This is a genomic window from Kitasatospora sp. NPDC094019 (assembly GCF_044764505.1).
Taxonomy (GTDB): domain Bacteria; phylum Actinomycetota; class Actinomycetes; order Streptomycetales; family Streptomycetaceae; genus Kitasatospora.
Map to the genome: position 1 here is coordinate 1 of NZ_JBIWIF010000018.1, position 21231 is coordinate 21231.

General features: G+C 75.1%; 18 protein-coding genes. 6 read left to right on the top strand and 12 right to left on the bottom strand.

Going from position 1 to position 21231, the window contains the following annotated elements; all coding sequences use genetic code 11:
• Window positions 1-123: 123 nt before the first annotated feature.
• The gene (locus ACIQ9P_RS30965; protein WP_402363461.1) at window positions 124-867 is read right to left on the bottom strand and encodes a hypothetical protein; all 744 of its coding nucleotides are present in this window, start codon (window positions 865-867) and stop codon (window positions 124-126) included.
• A gap of 676 nt (window positions 868-1543) precedes the next feature.
• Here ACIQ9P_RS30965 and ACIQ9P_RS30970 point away from each other — a divergent pair.
• On the top strand, window positions 1544-4681 hold the full coding sequence (locus ACIQ9P_RS30970; RefSeq protein WP_402363464.1) for a BTAD domain-containing putative transcriptional regulator: 3138 nt from the start codon (window positions 1544-1546) through the stop codon (window positions 4679-4681).
• On the opposite strand, the gene ACIQ9P_RS30975 is transcribed toward ACIQ9P_RS30970, so the two are convergent.
• Both ACIQ9P_RS30975 and ACIQ9P_RS30980 read right to left on the bottom strand, forming a co-directional pair.
• On the bottom strand, window positions 4670-5062 hold the full coding sequence (locus ACIQ9P_RS30975) for a hypothetical protein (protein ID WP_402363467.1): 393 nt from the start codon (window positions 5060-5062) through the stop codon (window positions 4670-4672). The genes ACIQ9P_RS30970 and ACIQ9P_RS30975 overlap by 12 nt on opposite strands.
• A 161-nt stretch (window positions 5063-5223) precedes the next feature.
• Window positions 5224-5766 carry a DinB family protein gene (locus tag ACIQ9P_RS30980; RefSeq protein ID WP_402363469.1) on the bottom strand — a complete coding sequence of 181 codons (543 nt, stop codon included), beginning with the start codon at window positions 5764-5766 and terminating at the stop codon, window positions 5224-5226.
• Window positions 5767-6053: 287 nt separating this feature from the next.
• Between ACIQ9P_RS30980 and ACIQ9P_RS30985 the strand changes: the two genes are divergently transcribed.
• Window positions 6054-6866 carry a class I SAM-dependent methyltransferase gene (locus ACIQ9P_RS30985; RefSeq protein WP_402363472.1) on the top strand — a complete coding sequence of 271 codons (813 nt, stop codon included), beginning with the start codon at window positions 6054-6056 and terminating at the stop codon, window positions 6864-6866.
• A 165-nt stretch (window positions 6867-7031) separates the two neighbouring features.
• On the opposite strand, the gene ACIQ9P_RS30990 is transcribed toward ACIQ9P_RS30985, so the two are convergent.
• From ACIQ9P_RS30990 to ACIQ9P_RS31000, 3 genes are all read right to left on the bottom strand, one after another.
• On the bottom strand, window positions 7032-9041 hold the full coding sequence (locus tag ACIQ9P_RS30990; RefSeq protein WP_402363475.1) for an FAD-dependent oxidoreductase: 2010 nt from the start codon (window positions 9039-9041) through the stop codon (window positions 7032-7034).
• A 105-nt stretch (window positions 9042-9146) separates the two neighbouring features.
• Window positions 9147-9935, bottom strand: a complete 789-nt coding sequence (locus ACIQ9P_RS30995) for an SDR family oxidoreductase (protein WP_402363480.1) — start codon at window positions 9933-9935, stop codon at window positions 9147-9149.
• Between the two features lie 314 nt (window positions 9936-10249).
• Window positions 10250-10693, bottom strand: coding sequence for a hypothetical protein (locus ACIQ9P_RS31000; protein ID WP_402363483.1), 444 nt, complete (start codon window positions 10691-10693; stop codon window positions 10250-10252).
• 275 nt (window positions 10694-10968) lie between these two features.
• Between ACIQ9P_RS31000 and ACIQ9P_RS31005 the strand changes: the two genes are divergently transcribed.
• Window positions 10969-12402: a non-ribosomal peptide synthetase condensation domain protein gene (locus ACIQ9P_RS31005; protein WP_402363486.1), complete on the top strand. Its 1434-nt coding sequence runs from the start codon at window positions 10969-10971 to the stop codon at window positions 12400-12402.
• Window positions 12403-12478: 76 nt separating this feature from the next.
• Here the strand turns inward: ACIQ9P_RS31005 and ACIQ9P_RS31010 are convergent, their stop codons facing one another.
• The 5 genes from ACIQ9P_RS31010 to ACIQ9P_RS31030 form a co-directional block, all read right to left on the bottom strand.
• Window positions 12479-14023, bottom strand: a complete 1545-nt coding sequence (locus ACIQ9P_RS31010) for a M1 family metallopeptidase (RefSeq protein WP_402363489.1) — start codon at window positions 14021-14023, stop codon at window positions 12479-12481.
• A gap of 175 nt (window positions 14024-14198) precedes the next feature.
• Window positions 14199-15071 (bottom strand): sulfurtransferase, encoded by an 873-nt coding sequence (locus tag ACIQ9P_RS31015; RefSeq protein WP_402363492.1) that lies wholly within the window; start codon window positions 15069-15071, stop codon window positions 14199-14201.
• Window positions 15072-15121: 50 nt separating this feature from the next.
• Complete coding sequence (locus ACIQ9P_RS31020; protein ID WP_402363495.1) at window positions 15122-16198, bottom strand: class I SAM-dependent methyltransferase; 1077 nt, start codon at window positions 16196-16198, stop codon at window positions 15122-15124.
• A 157-nt stretch (window positions 16199-16355) separates the two neighbouring features.
• On the bottom strand, window positions 16356-16682 hold the full coding sequence (locus tag ACIQ9P_RS31025) for a hypothetical protein (RefSeq protein ID WP_402363498.1): 327 nt from the start codon (window positions 16680-16682) through the stop codon (window positions 16356-16358).
• Window positions 16683-16846: 164 nt separating this feature from the next.
• A complete protein-coding gene (locus ACIQ9P_RS31030; RefSeq protein ID WP_402363501.1) occupies window positions 16847-17803 on the bottom strand; it encodes a polysaccharide deacetylase family protein in 957 nt (318 codons plus the stop codon).
• 174 nt (window positions 17804-17977) lie between these two features.
• Between ACIQ9P_RS31030 and ACIQ9P_RS31035 the strand changes: the two genes are divergently transcribed.
• The gene (locus ACIQ9P_RS31035) at window positions 17978-18832 is read left to right on the top strand and encodes an SAM-dependent methyltransferase (protein ID WP_402363504.1); all 855 of its coding nucleotides are present in this window, start codon (window positions 17978-17980) and stop codon (window positions 18830-18832) included.
• Between the two features lie 101 nt (window positions 18833-18933).
• Here the strand turns inward: ACIQ9P_RS31035 and ACIQ9P_RS31040 are convergent, their stop codons facing one another.
• The gene (locus tag ACIQ9P_RS31040) at window positions 18934-19803 is read right to left on the bottom strand and encodes an Fpg/Nei family DNA glycosylase (RefSeq protein ID WP_402363507.1); all 870 of its coding nucleotides are present in this window, start codon (window positions 19801-19803) and stop codon (window positions 18934-18936) included.
• Window positions 19804-19937: 134 nt separating this feature from the next.
• Here ACIQ9P_RS31040 and ACIQ9P_RS31045 point away from each other — a divergent pair, with 134 nt between their 5' ends.
• Together ACIQ9P_RS31045 and ACIQ9P_RS31050 are read left to right on the top strand one after the other, a co-directional pair.
• Entirely contained in the window at window positions 19938-20435 is a 498-nt protein-coding gene (locus ACIQ9P_RS31045; RefSeq protein WP_402363510.1) for an SRPBCC family protein, read from the top strand.
• A gap of 87 nt (window positions 20436-20522) precedes the next feature.
• A complete protein-coding gene (locus ACIQ9P_RS31050) occupies window positions 20523-21188 on the top strand; it encodes a hypothetical protein (protein ID WP_402363513.1) in 666 nt (221 codons plus the stop codon).
• The last annotated feature ends 43 nt before the right edge of the window (window positions 21189-21231 follow it).

Below are 21231 nucleotides of genomic sequence, written 5' to 3' on the forward strand. Positions count from 1 at the left end.
GCCGTGTCCCCCCCCGCCCCCCCCCCCCACCCCCCCCCCCGCCCCCCCCCCCCCCCCCGCGCGGCCCCCCCGCCCCGGGGCCCCCCCCCCCCCCCCCCCCCCCCCCCCCCCCCCCCCGCCCCGCTACCAGCCGTTCCCCCGGGCCTCGGCACCCGTCACCGGCTCCGCCCGCTCCGCCTCCACCGCACGGGCCTCCGCCGCCCGGGCCGTCGGCGCGGGCCACACCGCCGGAGCCACCCGTCCCGTCGACATGCCCCCCGGCTCCAGCCGGGCGGCGGCCACGGACACGCCCTGCACGGCCTCCGCAGCCCTGAGCCCCGGCACCGACCGCGCGGCCTCCGCCCCGGACACCGCCGGCGCCCCGGGCATCGCCGGCGCCCCGGGCATCGCGGGCACCCCCGGCATCGCGGGCACCCCGGGCACCCCGGGCATCGCCCCGCCGACCGTGCCGACGCCCGCACCGGAGCTGGTCCGCAGACCGCCCCGGACGGCCGGGCCCACCGCCTCGGCGGCGGCCGGGGCCGCGCCCGGACGCTCGGCCACCGTCGCGGAGAGCCGGAGCACGAAGTTGCGCTCGGTCGGGTCCCCGTTCGGCCAGTCGCAGTCCTTGCTGCGCAGGATCCGGCTGCGCAAGCCGCCGGAGGTCTGCCACGGGTACGGCAGTACCCGGACGTTGGGCCGCCAGCCCACACCGGGCACGCAGTGCTGGAGCTCCAGCTCCCACTCCTCGGCCCGCACGTCCAGCGAGGCCCCGGCCCTCCCCTCCAGCACGAACGTGCCGTACGGGGTGCGTACCACCGCGCGCTGCTCGTAGTAGGCGTCCTTGTCGAGGACGGTGATCCGCAGCGGCCCGTTCATTCGCAGCATGGTGGCCCTTCCCGGCGGTCGAAGCTCTCGGAACCACGACGGCCCCGCACTCTGATCGACGGGGCGCCCGGAGGCCCGGGTTCATCTCCTGGCGGCAGGTGAACCCCAGGTGGACGTCCGGCCGTTGAACACTGGAGACGGGTCGTCCCGGTGTCCGCCCGGGGGCCCCGCGGCCCCGCCCGGGGGCCCTCTCCGGCCGTTCCCGTTCGGGCAGCGGGGCACGCCCTAAAGCGCACTCCTCCCGAACCGCCGGGCACGCGCTCCGCCCGGACGACCCGGGCCGCTGGGACCCCGCTCCCGGGACCGCCGCCCCCGGTCGCACCCGACGGGCCCGCCCGCACCGCCGCCCGCACCCGGCGCCCGCGCCCGCCGCCCCGGCACCCGACCCGCCCGCCGTCCCCTTTGTCAGCACGCGGACGACAGTGCCTCACCGGCGGCGCGACAACGGGCCCGGAGCCGCGCCGGGCGAACGCCGCGTCCGCCTCCGAACGGGGAACGCCCCCGCGCGCTCTCGCAGGAACCACGAACCGGCTGCCGTCAACCCCCCGGTCGGACAGATACCCACCATTCCCGAAATCGCACACCGAACGTCACAGGACGAACCTTCAGCGTGGCTAGACTGCGCCCCGCACAGGGAGGGAAGCCCTTGCCCACCCGCTCTCACCAGGGAGGATCCGTGTTCGTTCGGCTGCTGGGCCCGGTGGAACTGCGGACCGCCGACGGCCGGTCCGTCGAGCCCGCCGCCGCCAAGCGGCGCGCCACGCTGGCCCTGCTGGCGCTCGAACTCGGCCGCACCGTCCCGGTCGGACGCTTCTTCGAACTGCTCTGGGGCGACGCTCCGCCGGCCCGGGCCCGGGCCGCGCTGCAGGGCCACATCGCCGCGCTGCGCAAACTGATCGCCGGCTCGGGCCTCGTCCTCTCCACCCGCCCGCCGGGCTACCGGCTGGACGGACCGGCGGACGCGGTGGACTCGCTGCTGTTCGAGCGGCTGGTCGCCGACGCCGCCGCACGCAGCGCCCCGGACGGCGACGAGGCGGCGGCCGGGCTGCTGCGCCGGGCGCTCTCCCTGTGGCAGGGACCCGCCGCACTCGCCGACCTGCCCGAGACCGACCTGCGGGACGCGCTCGCCGACCGGCTGCGCAAGGACCGGACCCTGGCGCTGGAGGCGTGGGCCGACCGGCTGCTCCGGCTCGGGCTGGGCGCCGACGCCGTGCCCGAGCTCGACCGCGCGGCGGAGGCCGATCCGTGGAACGAGGCGCTGGCCGCCCGGCTGGTGCTCTGTCTGCAGCAGTCCGGCCGCTCCTGGGACGCCCTGAACGCCTATCACCGCACCCGCCGCCGGCTCGCCGCGGACCTCGGCGTCGGGCCCGGCAGCGCGCTGCGGTCGGCGGTCTCGGGCGTGCTGTCCGACGACCCGGCGCGGCGCCCGGGCACGGCGCCGGGACCGGTCCGCCTGATCGGACGGCCCCGGCCCGGCAGCGCCCCGGCCGCCGTCGCCCCGATCGTGGTCCGACCGGCCGTCACCCGACCGGCCACCGTGCCCGCAGCCGTCGCCCCGGCCGACCGGCCAACGACGGCGGTGCCGTTCGCGAGCTGCAAGTCGACGGCCCGCCCGGTCGGCGGCGGTCGCGCGGCCGCCGCCCGACCCGCGCCCCCGGCCCCCGCGCCGGACCCCGCCGTCACCACCGCACCGGCCGCGCCCGCCGCACCTCCGGCCCCCAGCGCCACCGCACCGGCCACCGCACCCGCACCCGCACCCGCACCCGCACCCGCACCCGCACCCGCACCCGACCAACTCCCCCGGCCCGCGGCCGGATTCGTCGGCCGCACCTCCGAACTCGACTGGCTCTCGGACCGGTTGCGCGGCTCGGACGCCGCCGACCCCAACCGCCCCGGCCCGCTCGGCGTCCTGGTCGGCCCGGCCGGGACCGGCAAGACCGCCACCGCCCTCCGCTGGGCGCACGACGCGGCCGCCGGGTACCCCGACGGACGCCTCTTCGCCGACCTCAACGCCTTCGGCCCGGGCCGTCCCGCCGACCCCGCCGCCGTCCTCGGCCGGTTCCTCCAGGCCCTGGGCGTACCGGAGTCGGACCTGCCCGCCGACCGGTCCGCCCGCGCCGCCCGGTACCGCTCGCTCAGCCGCCACCGCCGCCTGCTGGTGGTGCTGGACGACGTCGCGGACGTCGGGGACCTCGCCGACCTGCTGCCCGCCGGTCCCGGCTGCGCCACCGTGGTCACCAGCCGCAGCACCCTGGCGGACCTCGTGGTCACCGAGGGCGCCGCCCCGCTGCGCCTCGGCCCGCTGCCCGCCGAGGAGGCCGGACAACTGCTGGAGCACCTGCTCGGCCGCCCCCGGGTGGCCGCCGAACCGGAGGCCACCGCCCGGCTCGCCGAGCTCTGCGGCCGGCTGCCGCTCGCCCTGCGGATCGCCGCCGCCCGGCTGGCCACCCGTCCCGCCTGGGCGATCGCCGACCTGCTGCCCGAACTCGACGACGAGCGGACCAGGCTGCACGCCCTGGACACCCGGGGCAGCACCAGCCTGCGCGGCGCGCTCGACCGGACGCTCCGCCGCCTCAGCGGTACGGCGGCCCACCTGCTGGCCCTGCTCGCCGTCCACCCCGGCCGGGACACGGACGTCCCCGCCGCGGCGGCGCTGCTCGGCGCCGGACCGGACGAGGCCCGGGACGCGCTGGCCGCCCTGACCGCGCACCACCTGCTCAGCGAGATCGCACCCGGCCGCTACCGCCGCTGCGACCTGATCCGGCTCTACGGGGCCGAACTCCTCGACGAGCGGCACCCGTCCGAGCACACCACCGCCACCGCCGCGCTGGCCGACCACTACCTCGCGATGGTGGCCCACGGCGCCGCCCTGCTCCAACCCGCCCCGGGCGCCAGGGCCGCCGGTACCGCCGGTGGCCCGCCGAGGTCCGGCGGGCGCCGCGCCGCCCGGCCCCATCTGCCCACCGTCCGCTCGATCCTGGACTGGTTCCAGGCCGAGGAGCCCGCCGTCCGGGGCCTGGTCGCCGCCGCCTCCGAGACCGGCGACCACGACCGCGCGTGGCGGCTCGCCTACCGCGCCGACGGCCTGTACTACAGCGTCGGGCGCCGCACGGACCGGCTGTCCTGCCTGCGGACCGGCCTGGACGCCGCCGGCCGCACCGGTGATCCGGCGGCGGTGGCCGCGATGGAGGCCGTGACGGCCCGGGCCCTGAGCGGCCGGGGCCGGACGGTCGAGGCGCACCGGCTGGCCCGCCGGGCGGTCGACCGCAGTTCCGGCACCGACGACGCCGTCCGGGTGCAGGCGCTCACCGTGCTGGCCGTCACCACAGCGGCCGGCGGGCGGCCCGACGAGGCGGTCCGGCTGGGCGAGCGGGCGATCGCCCTGGCCGAGACGCACGGCCACGCCGAACACACCCCCTACGCGCTGAGCAACACCGCCGGCCTGTACGGCCTGGCCGGCGATCCGGCCCGGGCCCTGCGCCGCGCCGGCGAGGCCCGGGCCCTGCTCGCCGAACACCCGCTGGCGGTCTTCCACCTCTCCGCGATGATCAACGAGGCGCACGCCCTGCAACTGCTCGGCCGGTACGGCGACGCGGAGGACGCCTGGCGGCAGACGGTGGAGCGCTGCCGGTTCGCCGGCGCGGTCCATCTGCAGGCGGTGGCCGAACGCCACTTCGCGGACTTCCTGCTGGCGACCGGCCGCGCCCCGGAGGCCGTCGGCACCCTCCGGGCGGCCCGCGGCCTGTACGGGCGGCTCGGTGACACCACGGTGGTCGGCGAGCTGGACCGGCGGCTGGCGGCGTTAGCCGGCTGAGGTGCCCGCGGACTCCCCCGCCTCCCCCGTGAGCTCGGCCGTCAACAGGGTGACACCGTCCTCCCCGAAGCGGTGCAGCAGCAGCGCCACCCACTCCACGGCCTCCGCGCGCTCCCGCGCCGTCCACGCCCCCGCCGACGGGTACTCGTCCACCACCAGGGCCTCGGCGATCAGCCGCAGCCCCTCCGGCACCACCGCGGGCGCACCGCCACCGGCCAGCCGCCGCGCGGCCGCGACCACCACCGCCCCGGCGGCCGGCGGCACCGCCCACCCGCCGTCCGGCGGTTCCCCGCCACCGGCCCCGTCCTCACCGGGCCGCTCCGCCGCGAGCCACCCCGCGACCAGCTCCCGGACTCCCGCCTCACCCACCGCTTCCGCCATGGCGGCCAGCTTGCCAGCACCACGTCCCGAGGTCATCACTGTCACGCAGACGGATACGGCCCGCACCCCGCCCCGCGTTCACCACCCACCGCGAAGCCCTCCCCCGGCGCCCGCCCGACGCCCGCCCGGCTCGCGCCCGACGAGCGCCCGCCGGGGCGGCCTCAGGCTCCGGTGGCGCCGTCGATCGCCTCGCGGAGGAAGTCCGCGTGGCCGTTGTGGCGGGCGTACTCGTGGATCAGGTGGAGCATCACCAGCCGCAGCGAGACGTTCTCCTTCCAGCGGGCCTGGTAACCGGTGACGTCGAGCGACTCCGCCTCGCGCTCGATCCGCCGGGCGTGCTCCACCTCCGCCTCCCAGGCCGCGAAGGCTTCGGCCCGGTCGGCGCCGGTGGTGTCGTAGGCGACCTGGTAGTCGCCCTCCGCGGACCACACCAGCGGGACGTCCTCGCCGTCGATGACCCGCCGGAACCAGGTCCGCTCGACCTCCGCCATGTGGCGCACCAGCCCGAGCAGGCTCAGCGTCGACGGCGGGCTCGACCGCAGCCGCAGCTGTTCGTCCGTCAGCCCGGCGCACTTCATCGCCAGCGTGGCCCGGTGGAAGTCCAGGAACGCCCGCAGCGTCTCGCGCTCGCCCCCGGTCAGCGGCGGCGCGATCCGCCCGTCCGCCGCGGCGTCCCCCGCGACAACACCCGTGCCCGTGCCCATCCCCATGATGCTCCCCGTCCCCTTCGGATCCGAACGATCGATCGGCGCCCAGTCTGGCAGGCCGACCGCCCCGTCGACACCGAGTTCCCGTCCGTCCCTCCTGACCTGCTCCGCCCCTTCTGAAACCACCTCCTTCGGGTAGTTCCACCATCGGCCGGTTTGGGTACGTACTGCGGCGCGCGCCCGCGGGAGGCCCGGAGCACCGGCCCTCCCCCGCCCGCGCCCGTCACCCCGGCCACCGCCGTCACCCGGCCGTCGCCACGACACACGAGGAGCCCGAGCGAGCCATGAGCCAGGACCACATCCCAGGACCGGTACGCCGGACCTACGGCGCCGACGACCTGTCACAGGCCGCCTCCTTCGCGGGCGGATTCATCAACTTCGGCGACTGGCGCGGCGTCCGCACCACCGATCCGACGACCGAGGACCGCGTCCGCAGTCAGGAGAACCTCTACCGCCGGGTGCTGCGCGCCTTCCCCGGGCCGGCCGAGTCGCTGCGGCTCGGCGAGGTGGGCTGCGGGCGCGGGCTGGGAGCGGCGCTCGCGCTGTGCGAGTTCCGCTTCGCCGCCGTCACCGGGGTCGACATCCACCCCGACCAGATCGAGCGCGCCCGCGCCGTCAACGCCAAGGCGCTGGCGACCTTCCCGGACCGGCTCGGCTACACCCTGGGCTCCGCCGACGACCTGCCCTTCGCGGACGGCTCGATGGACGGCCTGTACTCGGTCGAGGCGGCCCAGCACTTCCGCGAGCTGACCGGCTTCGCCCACGAGGCGGCCCGGGTGCTGCGCCCGGGCGGCCGGCTGGTGGTGACCACGTTCTTCTCCGCCGTGGGGCCCGATGTCGCCGAGCGGCTGAGCATCCTGCTCGGCAGTTTCGCCAACGGCCTGGACGTCCCCCACCCGTTGGAGGGCTTCACGGCCGACCTCGGGGCGGCCGGCTTCGCCGAGGTCACCACCGAGTCCATCGGCGCGGACGTCTGGCCCGGCCTCGACCGCTATCTCGAAGGCACCGTCCCGCCCGGCCACTGGACCCGCAACTTCCTCCCCTCCTGGCGGGACGGCCTGCTCGACTACTACCTGGTCACCGCCACCCGCCGCTGACCCGGCGAGCACCGCCCCGGCACCACCGCCGCCACACCACCACCCCGACACCACCCCGCCCCTGCCCGACCTCCCCCGAGCGATCCCCGCACGCCGCGGGGATCGCCCTGCACCGGTCGTCCCAGGTCGTCCCAGGTCGTCCCGGGTCGTCCCGGCCGGCCCCGGTCAGCCCGTGTGCACCAGCAGCGCGCTCCGCACGGCCGACTCCAGCGCGCCCTCGACCCAGGCCGGCTTGGTCGAGGTGTGGTCCCCCGCGAAGTGCAGCGGCCCCTCCGAGCCGGGGATGTCGGGGAACAGTTCGGTGTGCTGACCCGGCAGCAGCACCGACGCCTCCCCGTAGGCGTAGTGGTCACGCATCCACGACTGCGTCCGGCCCTTCGTGGTGAAGAAGACCTCGCAGCGGCGGCCGAAGACGGCCTGCACCCCGGCCAGCGCCCGCAGGTACCGCTCCTCGTCGGCGTAGGCGTCCCACTTCAGCGCGTCGTCCGCCCAGCTGTACGAGGCCAGCACCACGCCGCCGTCGCTCCCCTCCAAGGGGTGGGCGTGCTCGAAGTAGGTGAACCGGTTGGCGTTGTCGCTCACCGCGCCGCCGCCGCGCACATGGGCGGCCGGCGGGTCCCCGCCGACCGGGCGGAAGGCCGCGAAGCACTCCCGCAGCTCACCGGGGACGCTCACCCCGAGCGCCTTCACCGAGTCGTGGGCCCCGAGGTACCGGCCGTCGGGGACCTTGCCCTGCCGGTACTTCTCGTGGAGGCCGGGCTCGACGGAGTCCAGCGCCGCCCGCCACTCCTCCTCGGTGAACTCCCACCAGCGCCGGGAGAACTCCAGCAGCACCTTGGTCGCGGCGTCGTAGTGGAGTTCGGTGACGGCCCGCCGCTTGCCGTAGCCGAGCGGCGGATCGAAGGTCACATGGCGCAGCCCGGCGAACGGGACGGTGACGATCGCCTCGTCCCCCTCGAAGACCTCGGTCGCCCCGCCCCGCCCGGCCTGGCACGCCTCGGAGACGGTGTGCACCCGGACCTTGCCGCCCTGCCGGTCGATCCGCACCGCGCGCCGGTCGAACCGCACCTTCCCCTTCACGGCCGCGTACAGGGCGTCGACGAGCTTCGCCGTGCCGCCCCTGATCTCCCAGAACCTCGTCCTCGGGTCGATCAGCGCGGCGGACAGGAAGCTGTGCACGAAGGACAGGTGCAGACGCGAGGTCACGTTCTGGACCGTGCCGATCAGGTCGACGGTCCTGGTGTCGAGCCCGCCCTCCTCGGTGAGGTACCGGTACATCGACCAGTGCCCGTACCGCCGCAGCACGGTGGCCCAGCCCTCGACCAGGGCCGGCCCCTCCTTGCCCCGGACGAGCGCCAGCGCGTGCTCCAGCGCCTCGGCGTAGACGGCGGCGGCGGTCCGGGTGCGGTTGGGGCCGGTGACGCCGAAGGACTCGTTGACCGCCGAGGGGTCCCGCTCGTAGTCGGCCCGCCGGACGTGCAGCCCGTTGACGTGGATCCAGGTGCGGTTGGTGCGCTGCGAGGGGTTCTGCGGGTCGACGTCCACCAGCAGGAACTCCTGCCGCGGCAACCGGTACTTGTCGAGCAGTTCCATCACCAGCGGGTGGCTCTCGGGCAACCGCATCGCCCCGGCCTCGGCGTACTGGAGCGGGTCGGCGAAGGGCTGGGCGCCGTTCTCGTGCCCGCCGGCGCGGAAGGTCTTGATCCGGCCGCCGACGCGGTTCCCGTTGGCCTCGATCACGACGACGTCGTGGCCCGCCCGGTTGAGCAGGTCGGCGGCCAGCAGTCCGGCCGGTCCGGCCCCGACGACCAGGACCCGCTTGGTCGCCCGGGCCCGTCCCGGCGGCAGGCCGTCCCGGACGATCTTCAGGTAGGCCGGGACGAGCGGCCGGTCGTGGTCGTCGTAGACGGCGATGGCGCGGGCGACCGTCGTGTACGCCCGCTCGTCGGTGCCCGGCGGGTCGGCGGCGGGCGGTACGGCGACGGGCGGGTCCGCGGCCGGCGGGACCGTCGGCGGGACGGCGGAGGCGAGGGCGGCGGCGGGAACGGCGGCGGCCGCGGCGAGGCCGGCGGCGAGCACCGAAACGCCGGTCGCCGCGACGACCGACCGCCGTGCGGGTCCGGGCACGGCGCCGGTCGCGCTCGGCCGGGGAGCGTCCAGGTCTTCAGTGGTCATGGCGCACCACTCTTGGCCCACGAACGGCCGCGCCGGAACCGGTGTCACCCGGACGGGAGGTATCCGCCACCCGTAAGCGTGGACCGGGCCGCCCCGCCTTGACGATCAAGCCTGCCGGGTCGGCAGCGCCACCAGGTGACGGAGGTTCACATGGCGAGGGCGGGTGACGGTGAAGGCGATCAGCTCGGCGATGTCCCCGGCGGTCAGCGCGGGCATCGCCTCGAACATCCCGGCGAGCTGCCCGCGCAGCTCCGGGTTGTCGATGTGCCCGCCGAGCTCGGTGTCGGTGAGCCCGGGTTCGAGGGCGGAGACCCGCACGTCCCGGGGGCCGAGTTCGGTGCGCAGCGCGGCGGACAGCTGGGTGAGCGCCGCCTTGGTGGCCCCGTAGACGGCGTAGTCGGGGAACAGGACGTGGGAGGCGATGGAGGAGACGTTGACCAGGTCGGCGGCGCTGCCCTCGGCGGCGGCCGCGACGAGGTCGGCGGAGAAGGCGCGGACGATTCGCAGCGCGCCGGTCAGGTTGGTGTCGATCATCCGGGTCCACTCGTCGATCCGGCCGTCCGCGAGCGGGTTGGGCAGCATCACACCGGCGTTGTTGACCACCAGGTCGACCGGACCCCAGGCGTCGTGCACGGTCCGGACCGCGGCGTCCACCGAGGACTGGTCGGTGACGTCGGCGGTGACGGCGATGGCCCGGCCGCCGTCGGCGGTGATCGCGGCGGCGAGGGCGTCCAGCCGCTCGGCGCGGCGGGCCAGCAGGGCCACCCGGGCTCCGCCGGCGGCGAGCAGCCGGGCGGTGGCCTCTCCCATGCCGCTGGCCGCCCCGGTGACGACGGCGGTCCGGTCGGCGAGGGAGGAGTACGTGGCGAGGGAGGGGTGTGCGGCGTGGTTCATGGTCTGCTCCGGTGCGGTCGGTCGGTACTGAGGGCCTGAGGGCCTGAGGGCCTGAATGCCTGACGGGGACCACTCTGGTCCCGCCGCCCCGCGCCACCCAGGGCCCTGCTCCACCGGGGTCCACGCGTCCCGGGTCCGGCGGACCCCGGGTCCCGCAGACCCTGGATCCCGCAGACCCTGGGAGCGCCCGTACCGCACGGGCTCCGTTCCGCGCCGACGCCCGCACCGCACGGGCGTCGGGGACCGGGGCCGGTCCCGCGGATTTCGCCGCGGCCCCGGAAGGATCCGCGGGACCGGCCCCGGTCAGCGCTTCATCAGCAGGTGACCGGCACGGTGACGGTGGCGGTCGACGGCGGCCAGCCCCACTGGGTCACGTTGAACGTGGCCTGGACGCTGGAGCCGCACGGCGCGGTGCCGGAGACGTTGCCGACCGGGATGCCGCCGGGGGTGATGAGCACGTAGGGCGAGTCGCTCCCGATCAGGGCGCCGCCGACGACGCCGGCGGTCAGGTTGAAGGAGACCTTCTGCGGGTTCCAGGCGATGCTGGCGGGGGTCGCGTAGCCGGAGAACACGACCTGGTCACCGGTCACCGAGGCACAGAGCCGCAGGTTCACGATGCCCGGGAACCCGTCGACGCAGTTCTTGGTGCTGGGGCCCGAAGGGCCGCCGGTGGTCTGCGCGGTGGCCTGGGTGGCCCCGGTGACGGCCAGCGCGGAGAGCGCGGCGCCGGTGGCGAGGAGCGCGGCGAATCGCTTCATCTCGGTACTTCTCCTTCGTACGAACAAGAGGGTGGGGTCGTGCGCGAGGCCGATATCGCACGTGACATGTGCAATGTCACGCCTCACAAGTCGGATGCTGCCACGCCACCCCCGGGAGTACCGACCGGTAGCCCGGATTCCGAAGATCCTTGCCGGATTCGACCTTCTTCTGGCGCGATTTCGCGGCCGTGCCGCAGACTCTCCGGGACGGCTCCCACCGCACCCGCCCGCACCAACGCCCCGCATCCGCACCAGCGCATCGGAGAACCCCCACGGTGACCACGAGTCGACAACTGGAGATCCCCTTCGCCGACGGCCGCTCCGGCAGCGGCCCCGCCACCTGGGGCCAGCGAGCCATCTGGGACGTCGTCAACCGCCTGGCCCCCGCCGACCGCCCCCGCTACAACATCGGCACCGCCACCCCGCTCGACCCCGGACTGCCGCTCCCGGTGGTCCTGGACGCCCTCGGGAAACTGCTGCACCTGCACGATTCCCTGCACACCCGGCTGCACCCCGGACCGGACGACCCGACGGAGGAGCCGGACGGCACCGAGGGCCCACCCGCCGCCGGAGAGCCGCGGAGCACCGGCCTGCGCCAGACCGTCGACCCGGCCGGCACCCTGCCCGCCCTGGTCCACGACCTCCCCGCCGGCACCGACCGGGCCGGGCTCACCGCCGCCGGGGCCGCGCTGCACCGGGAACTGACGGGCCGTACCTTCGACTGCGGCACCGAGTGGCCGATCCGGGTCGGCCTGGTCGTGGCCGACGGCCTGGTGCGGCACATCTCCCTGGTGCTCTCCCACACCGCCGTGGACGGCACCGGGATGGGCCTGCTGGTCCGCGACCTCACCGCACTCGCCCTGGGCGCCGAACCGGCCGCGCTGCTGGCCGCCCGGACCACCCAGCAGCCCCTGGAGGAGGCCGCGTTCCAGACCTCGGAGCGCGGCCGCAAGCGCGACGCCAACGCCCGCGCGCACACCGTGCGCAAACTGCGCGCCGCCCCGGCCCGGCTGTTCCCGCCCGCCCCGGCGGCCGACCCCGCCGCCCGGTTCCCGAACGCCGTCCTCAGCTCGCCCGCGCTGCTCCGCGCGGTCGACACGGTGGCCGCCGCCCACCGCGCGGGCTCCTCCGCCGTCCTGCTGGCCGCCACCGCCGCCATGACGGCCCGGCTGGCCGGACGTCCGGACGCGGTGCTCCAGGTGGTGGTCAACAACCGCTTCCTGTCCGGCCTCACCGACGCGGTGAGCGTGATCGCCGGTGACGCCCTGCTCCACCTCCAGGACGCCGACGGCGAGTTCGGCGCGGCCGTGCGCCGCACCCACGCCGCGTCGATCGCCGCCTACCGGCACGCCTACTACGACCGGCGCCTGCTGGACGCCGAGATCGAGCGCCTGACCGCCGACCGGGTACCGCTCGCCGACCGCTCCTGCGTCTTCAACGACACCCGCGACCTGCTGCCCGGCGGCCTCACCGCCCCGGACCCGGCCGTCGCCGGCGCCGGGGCCGACGGGGGCACCACCCTGGACTGGCCGGTCGAGTTCGACCCGCGCCCCGGGCTCACCTACGCCCTGGACGCGCAGCGCACCCCGACCGCCCTGCAACTCGCCCTGACGGCCGACCCCGCGGTGCTCCCCCGGCCCGCGATGGAGCGCTTCCTGCGCGGCATCGAGGAGCTGGTCCTCGCCGAGGAACACGCGCTGCGCCCCTGAGCGCACGCAGGGGCCCGGCCGACGCCCACGGGCGTCGGCCGGGCCCCTGTCACCGGTCCATCACGATGACCGACCGTCAGCCCTGGTGCTCGTGCACCGCGTTGGTGTCCTGGATCTTCTGCCAGGACTTCGGCTGCGCCGGCGCCGCCGCCGCCGCCCCCGGGGCGAGGCCGGCGAGCCCGGGCGCCGCCGCGAGCGCCGAACCGGCCCCGGCCGCCGCGCCGGCCGAACCCACCGCCGGCTTGCCGGCCGTGAACAGCCAGGTGTTGAACAGCGCGCCCAGCGGCTTGCCGGAGATCCGCTCCGCGAACGCCTGGAACTGCGGGATGGTGGCGTTGCCGTACTTGCGCTCGGTCGGCCACCCCTTCAGGATCGCGAAGAACTTCTCGTCCCCGACCGTGTTGCGCAGCGCCTGGATGGCGATCGCGCCCCGGTCGTAGACGGCGCCGGCGAACTGGTGGTCCGGACCCGGGTCGCCCGGCCGCACGGACCAGAACGCGTCGTCGGCCGGGTAGTAGCCGTAGACGTAGTCGGCCAGCTCCTGCGCGGTGCCCTCGTCCTCGTGCTCCGACCAGAGCCACTGCGCGTACCGGGCGAAGCCCTCGTTGAGCCAGATGTCGCTCCAGCGCTGCACCGAGACGCTGTCGCCGTACCACTGGTGGGCCAGCTCGTGGGCCACCACGGAGGTGTTGGCGCCGCGCGCGAACTGGGCCGGGCTGTAGAAGACCTGCCCCTGGGTCTCCAGCGCGTAGCCGGTCGGCACATTGGGCACGTAGCCGCCCACGGTGTCGAACGGGTACGGGCCGAACAGACCGCTCAGCCAGTCGGTCAGCTCGCCGGTGCGCTCGACGCTGGCCTGCGCCGCGCCGAGGTTGACGCCGAGGTCCGGGCTGTAGGCGGTGATGACCGGCAGCCCGCCCGGGGTGGTGTCCTGGCGGATGTCGAACTTCCCGATCGCCAGCGTGGCCAGATAGGTGGCCTGCGGCTTGGTCTGCCGGTAGTTGTAGCGGGTCCAGCCGGGCCGGGAGCTGGTGGTCCGGGTCCCGTTGCTGATCACCTGGGTGCCCTCGGGCACCAGCACCGAGACGTCGAAGGTGGCCTTGTCGGTCGGGTGGTCGTTGGCCGGGAACCACCAGGCGGCGCCCTCGGGCTCGTTGGCGGCCACGCCGCCGTCGGGGGTGCGCAGCCAGGCGGAGTACCCGCCGCGCTCGACCTCGCCCGGCTTGTCGGCGTAGCGGACGACCACGGTGAGCGGGCTGCCCTTGGCGACGGTCCGGGACGGGGTGATCACCAGCTCCTGCTCGCCGCTGGTGGTGAACTTCGCGGCCCGGCCGTTGACGAGCACCTCCTTCACGCTGAGCACGAAGTCGAGGTTGAAGCGGGTGAGGTCCTGGGTGGCGGTGGCCAGGACGGTGGTGGTGCCTTCCAGCTCGTCGGTGGTGGGTGAGTATTTGAGCCGGATGTCGTAGTGCGAGACGTCGTAACCGCCGTTGCCGGCGTTCGGGTAGTAGGGATCGCCGATCCCGGCCGCGCCCGGGCCGGCCTGGGCGGCCGAGGCGGGGACGGACAGCAGCAGGGCGAGCGCGCCGGCGGCGGCAGAGACGATCAGCCTCTTGCGCACAGGGGTCCTCCACAGGGTCACTGGGACAACGGGTCGGATCGATCCTTGTCCCAACGAACCCGGTCCTACGCCTCAACGATGAAATGTTCATGAGAAGAAACAGGCCGAAATGGCCGGGCGGCCAGGTCGTGACATGCCGTCATCGGCCCTCCACGGACGGCCTGCTGTCGCCGCATCAGGCGCCGAGCGCCACCGGCGCGCGGACCAGCGAGCCGTATTCGGTCCACGACCCGTCGTAGTTCTTGACGTGCTCGAAGCCGAGCAGCTCGGTCAGCGCGAACCAGGTGTGCGCCGAGCGCTCCCCGATCCGGCAGTAGGCGATCACCTCCTGCTCCGACCCGACACCGCGGCCGCCGTACAGCTCCCGCAGCTCCTCGGCGGAGCGGAACGTCCCGTCCTCCCGGGTCGCCTGCGACCAGGGGATGTTGACGGCGCCCGGGATGTGCCCCGGCACCTGGGCCTGCTCCTGCGGCAGGTGCGCCGGCGCCAGCGCCTCGCCCCGGAACTCGGCCGGCGAGCGGACGTCCACCAGTACCGCGTCCGAGCCGGGTTTGGCGAAGACCTCCGCCTTGGCCAGGACCTCGTCCCGCATCGCCCGCACCTCCGGGTGCTCGGGCCCGGTCATCCGGTACGGGCTGTGCTGGTGGTCCATCACCTCCGCGGTCAGCTCCCGCCCCTCCAGCTCCCACTTCTTGCGCCCGCCGTCCAGCAGCCGCACCGGGCCGAAGCCGCGCAGCCGCAGCAGCCAGTAGGCGTAGGCGGCGAACCAGTTGTTGTTGCCGCCGTAGAGCACCACGGTGGTGTCCTCCTCCACCCCGGCCGCTCGCAGCAGGTGCTCGACGCCCGCGCGGTCGACGTAGTCGCGCCCCACCGGGCTGTGCAGGTCGGTGGTCCAGTTCCAGCCGACCGCGCCGGGCACGTGGCCGCGCTCGTACGCGCCGTTGTCCTCGTCCACCTCGACCACGCGGAGCGTGCCGTCGTCCAGGTGCCGGGCGAGCCACTCGGTGCCGACCAGTGCCTCGGGGTGTGCGTAGCCGTTGCCGGTCATCGACGCCCTCCTTCGCTCGTGCCCTTCGGTCGTGGTGTCCGCGCCGGGTGCTACGCGGCGACGTCCAGCCGCGCCACGTAGTACTGGTTCAGCGGGTCGCCCTCGATCCGCGACACGTCCACCGAGCCGAAGCCGGCCTCGGCCAGCATCCGGCGCGCGGTCTGCTCGCCCCATACGGTGCCCAGCCCGGCGCCGCCCTCACCGAGCGAGACCGTCATGCAGTAGAAGGTCGAGAAGGTGTACAGCGCCGGGGCGAGCGGATGGTCGATGTTCTCCTCCAGCAGGCTGCTGGCGGCGATGTCGCCCATCAGGAAGACGCCCTCGGGCCGCAGCACCCCGGCGACGGCCCGCAGGGTGCGGTCGGGACGGGCCAGGTCGTGGACCACGTCGAAGGCGGTGACCAGGTCGTACCCGCCGGTGAGGTCGGCCGAGTCGGCGAGCACGAAGCGGGCGTTGTCCAGGCCGTGCGCGGAAGCCTCTGCCTTGGCCGCGCCGATGCCCTGCTCGGAGATGTCCACCCCGGTGAAGCGGCTGGCGGGGAAGGCCCTGGCCAGGACGTTGACGGCGTGGCCCTGCCCGGTGCCGATGTCCACCACGTCGATCCCGGCCCGCAGCCGCTCGGGGAGCCCGGGCACGAGCGGCACCACGGCGTCCACCAGCGCCAGGTCGTAGCCCGCCGCGCTCTCCTCGGCCTGGAGCGCCTGGAAGCGCGGGTAGGCCGAGTAGGGCATCCCGCCGCCCTCGCGGAACACGTCGACGAGCCCGTCCTCGACCTGGCCGAAGAGGGCGAGGTACTGCATCATCCCGGCCAGGTTCTCCGGGCCGCCGGCCCGGGTCAGCGAGGCCGCGTGCTCCGGTGGCAGCCGGTAGGTGCGGGCCCGCGGCTCGTACTCGACGAAGCCGCCGACGACCATCGCGCCCAGCCACTCCCGGACGTAGCGCCCGTCCAGCCCGGCGGCCAGGGCGAGGTCCTCGCTCGTGGACGGGGCGAGGCCGGCCATGGTGTCGAAAAGACCGGTCCGGTGGCCGAGGCTGGCCATGAATCCCAGGCAGGCGTCGTTGAGCACCTGCAATACGCGACCCGCGAACTCCTCCTGCTCCGCCGGGTCCGGCTCCCGTTCGGACATCGTTCCTCCTGCGCCGTGTCGGGACCTGCGCGAACCCCTCCCCCGGCCACGCTACGCCGTTCGGGCGAGGTCCACCCGGTCCGGCCGCTCCGGGTGGACCGGGTGCGGGGCCGGGCGCCTCGGCCCGCACCCGGCCCGCGCCCGGCCGACGGCGGCGTCAGGAGAAGACGACGGAGCGCAGCTTCAGGCGCTGACCGAGGATCTTGCCGGGGTTCATCACGTAGTAGACGTCGCCCGCGCAGTCGAATTCGACGAAGACCGTGGCGGTCGACAGGGTGAGGTTCCGCGGTGAGTGCGCGGGCTCATCGTCGCTCGTGCCGGGCAGGTTGAGGCAGTCCTCGCTCGGCGGGTCGGTCAGCCCGTGCGGGAGGCCGGGGCCGGTCTTGTAGAGGAACTCGCCGGTCGCCGCGTTGGCGGAGGAGGGAATGGCGAGGACGAGCGCGATCGCACTGGCGGCGGCGATCACGGTGTTGCGCAGACGCATGACAGGGAGCCTTTCGGGCGTTATTCCACGAGTTCGTATGGAATCGTGCGAGATAACCCTAGAGGCGCAAAAATTGCCGAAACGATTCTTCTTATCCATCCTTTCGAGTGGTTTATCCATTGTTTGCGCGACCTTTTCGTCTCCGACTCCACACCCTCGACCGCTCACCCGGGTGGGGCCGTGAAGTGGTACCCGGAGTCGATCAGCACCGGCAGGTACGCCTTCAGCGCCGCCACCGTCTGCGAACGGTCGCCGCCCCCGTCGTGGTTGAGCACGATCGAGCCCGGGCGGACGTCCTTGAGGATCCGGTCGGTGATCACGCCGGTGCCGGGGCGGGCCCAGTCCCGGGGGTCGACCGACCAGGCCATGGGACGCATGCCGAGTTCCGCGCTCACCTTCAGGGAGGCCGGGGACCAGTCGCCGCCCGGCGCCCGGAACCAGGTGGGCGCCTTGCCGGTGGTCCGGTGCAGCAGCTCGGAGGTGCGCTCCAGCTCGTCCCGGACCTTGGCCTCCGAGAGGTGGCGCAGGTCGGGGTGGGTCCAGGTGTGGTTGGCGATGTGATGGCCCCGGGCGGCGATCTCGCGGACCAGGTCGGGATGCTCGACCGCGTTCTCCCCGATCAGGAAGAAGGTGGCCCGGATGCCGTGCTGTTCCAGCAGCGCCAGCACGGTCGGGGTGTGCCGGGGGTCGGGGCCGTCGTCGATGGTGAGGGCCACCACCCGCCGGTCGGCGTCGAGCTCGTACACCGGACGGCTCTCGGCGGGCGTCAGCGCCCGTGCGGGGGCCGCCCCCGCCTGGTCGCCGGACGCGGCGGAGGGAGCGGAGGAGGCGGAGGGAGCGGAGGAGGCGGTGGGCGGACCGCCCGTCGGCGCCGGCGCGGCGACGGGCGAGGACGGGGCCGTGGGCAGGGCGGGGTCGGCGGGGGACGGCGCGGCGACCGGGGCCGGGGCCGGCCCGTCGGCGGGCGGCGTCCCCGGCAGCGGGTCCGGGCCCGCCGAACGGAGGGCGGCGGCGGTCGCCGCCACCTCCTCCGCCCGGCCGCAGCCGGCGACCCCGAGCAGCGACATCCCCGCCGCGACCAGCAGCAATCTTCGCGAAGTAATCTGACGATCAGACAGCATGACGGATGTGTCCCCCGTTCATCGGCCCGTCTCCCAGCGGCTACCCCGACCGGTCCGATCACCACCCCAACGGCCCATGGCGCCGGCTGTTCGCCCACCCCGTGACCGGATCCGCGCCGGGCCCGCTAATCTGACCTCTCCCAGTGTGATGATCTGTCTTAAAAGGACGTGGCCATGACGACGAGTCAGGACTTCGCCGACCGGTCCGAGAACGACGCCGCCGAACTCAGCCAGTGGGAGAAGTACGGGGTCGACACCAGCACCCCGCACTCCGCCCGCGTCTACGACTACTGGCTGGGCGGGAAGACCAACTTCCCGCCCGACCGCGCGATGGGCCAGGCCATCGAGCAGGCCGTGCCCACCATGAAGGCGCAGGCCAAGGAGAACCGCGGCTTCCAGAAGCGCGCCGTGCGCCACCTCGCCGAGCGCTACGGCATCCGCCAGTTCCTCGACCTCGGCACCGGCATCCCCACCTCGCCCAACACCCACGAGATCGCCGAGTCCGTCAGCGCCGGGACCCGGGTCGTCTACGTGGACAACGACCCGATCGTGCTGGCCCACGCCCGCGCGCTGATGGTCTCCACCCCGGCCAGCCGCACCACCTACATCCACGCCGACCTGGGCAAGCCCGCCGAACTGCTGGCCGACCCGGCCCTCAACACCACGCTGGACCTCACCCGGCCGGTCGGCATGCTGATGATCGCCGTCCTGATGCTGATCGCCGACGAGGACGACCCGTGGGCCAAGGTCGCCGCGCTGCGCGACGCGCTCCCCTCCGGCAGCTACATCGCGCTCACCCACCCCACCCAGGACTTCAACGAGGCCGCCGTCGCCCAGGTGACCGCCTCCGCCCGCGCCGCCGGGATGACCCTGGTGCCGCGCAGCAAGGAGGAGGTCACCCGGTTCTTCGACGGCTGGGAGCTGGTCGAGCCCGGCGTCGCCCCGGTGATGGCCTGGCACCCGGACGGCGAGCAGCCGGCCGACCCGTACGCGGCGTACTACTGGGGCGGACTCGCCCGCAAGCCGTAGGCCGTTCCCCCGGTCCCCGCCGGCCCCGCCCTCCCACCGCGGAACGGGGCCGGCCGACGGGGCCCGCCGCTCCGGGCGCCGGCCCCTCCCGCGGCCGCGCGCTACTTCAGCAGCCGGGACAGCCGCCGGTCCGCGAGCGGCTTCCCCCCGGTCTGGCAGGTCGGGCAGTACTGCAGTGAGGAGTCGGCGAACGACACCTCCCGCACGGTGTCCCCGCACACCGGGCAGGGCTGCCCGGTCCGCCCGTGCACCCGCATCCCCAGCTTCTTCTCCGCCTTCAGCTCCCCCGCCGCCAGTCCGCGCGAGCGCTCGACCGCCTCGCGCAGGGTCGTGCCGAGCGCCTCGAACAGCCGCGCCGACTCCTCGTCCGACAGGTCGGCCGCCAGCTTGTACGGGGACATCCGGGCCACGTGCAGCACCTCGTCCGAGTAGGCGTTGCCGACCCCGGCCAGCACCGTCTGGTCCCGCAGCACCCCCTTGATCCGGCGGCGCTCGCCGCCCAGCAGCGACCGGAAGCGCGCCAGGTCGAAGTCCGGGTCGAACGGGTCCGGGCCCAGCCGGGCCACCCCCGGGACCTCCTCGGCGTCCCGCACCACGTAGACCGCGAGGCCCTTCTTGGTGCCCGCCTCGGTGAGGTCGAAACCGTCCCCGTCCGGGCCCTCCAGCCGCACCCGCAGGGCCAGCGGGTTGCGCCCGCCCGGCTTCGGCGGCTCCTCCGGCAGGTGCTCCCGCCAGCGCAGCCAGCCCGCCCGGGCCAGGTGCACCACCAGGTGCAGCCCGTCGGCCCCGATGTCCAGGAACTTCCCGTGCCGGACCACCGCGCCGACCGTCAGCCCGGCCAGCGCCGTCACCGGCGGGTCGTAGGTCTTGAGCGCGCTGATCGCCACCGGCCGCACCTCGGCGATCACCCGCCCGGTCAGCCGTTCGGACAGGAACGCGGTCAGGGCCTCGACCTCGGGCAACTCCGGCATGTGCCCAGTCTCGCCCCGCTGCCCGCCGTTCGCCTCCTCCACCCGCTCTCCGCTCCCGCCCTTTGCCCGGACCGCCCCCGCGGCGCAGGCTGGAGGAGTGGACCGCGCGCCAACCCGAGGAGGTCCGGCCGGCCATGAGCACGCTGGAGGAACAGATCGACATCGACGCCCCCGTCCTGGCGGCCTGGGAGCAACTGCACCGCGTCCACGAGTACCCGCGCTTCGTCGACGGCGTCCGCACCGCCCAGCCGCACGGCCGCAACCTCGCCCACCTCGGGGTGGAGATCGCCGGCACCGAACTGGACGTCGAGACCGAGATCACCGACCGGGGCCGGGGCCGGGTGATGGCCTGGCGCACCCTGGACGGTCCGGCGCTGCACGGCGCCTTCGCGCTGCGCCCGCTCGACGCGGCGCACACCCGGGTGCAGGTCCGGGTCGAGTACGACCCGGGGGTGGTCCGGGAGGTGTTCGGCGGTCCCGGCGGCTTCGCGCTGGCCGGGGCGATCGAGCGGACCGTCCGGACCGACCTGGAGCACTTCCGGGAGCTGGTCGAGGCCCGGGTCGAGGCCGCCGCGACACCGCCCGAGCCGGTCGTCGAGGCTCCCGGCACAGCCACTGTAAACGGCATATAAGCCCAGCTCAGAGCCGGTGGTGAGGATCTTCACAGCGGGCCCGGGAGCCACTCGCCGGGCCTTCGACCTGTGGCACACTCGGGACTCATGAACTGTGCCCGGGACACCAGGACGCTGCGCGCGGCGGTCTTCGCCGCGCTGCTCGTGCTGCTCGCCGGGCTCGGCCAGGTGCTGGTCACCGGACGCCCGCTGCCGCTCGGCACGCTGGCGGTGGCCGGGGCCGCCGTGTTCGCGGTGGCCTACGCGCTGTCCGGCCGCGAGCGCGGCTTCCGGGTCGTCGCGGCGGTCTTCCTGCCGCTGGAACTGGGCCTGAGCGCCCTGTTCGAGCTCGCCCAGTCCACCTGCCCCTCGCTGCCGCCCGGCGCCGCCCGCGGTCTCGAACCGCTGCTGTGCGGCGGCGGCTCCCTCGGCGGCCTGCTGCTCGGCCACGGCCTCTCCCGTCCGGTCGGGCTCGCCCTGCTGCTGCTCCTGCACACCGCGCTCGCGCTGGCCGCCGCCTACTGGCTGCGCAGCGCCGACGCCGCGCTGTCCGGGCTGGCCCGCACGGCGCGGACGCTGGGCGACTTCGCCCGGAGCTTCCCCGCCGCGGCCGGCCACTGGCTGAGGCTGCTGACCGCGCCGCTGCCGGCCCGTCCGGTGGCCCGGGTGCCGTTCCCCCGGGCCAGCCGGGTGCTGGTCCCCGCCGAGTCGGTCCGGCTCCGGCCCGCCGTCCGGCGCGGCCCGCCCGCGCGGCTGCCGGCGCCCGCCCGCTGAGCGACCCCGCGGACCCTCCCGGTCCCCCGGTCCCCGGCCGGCC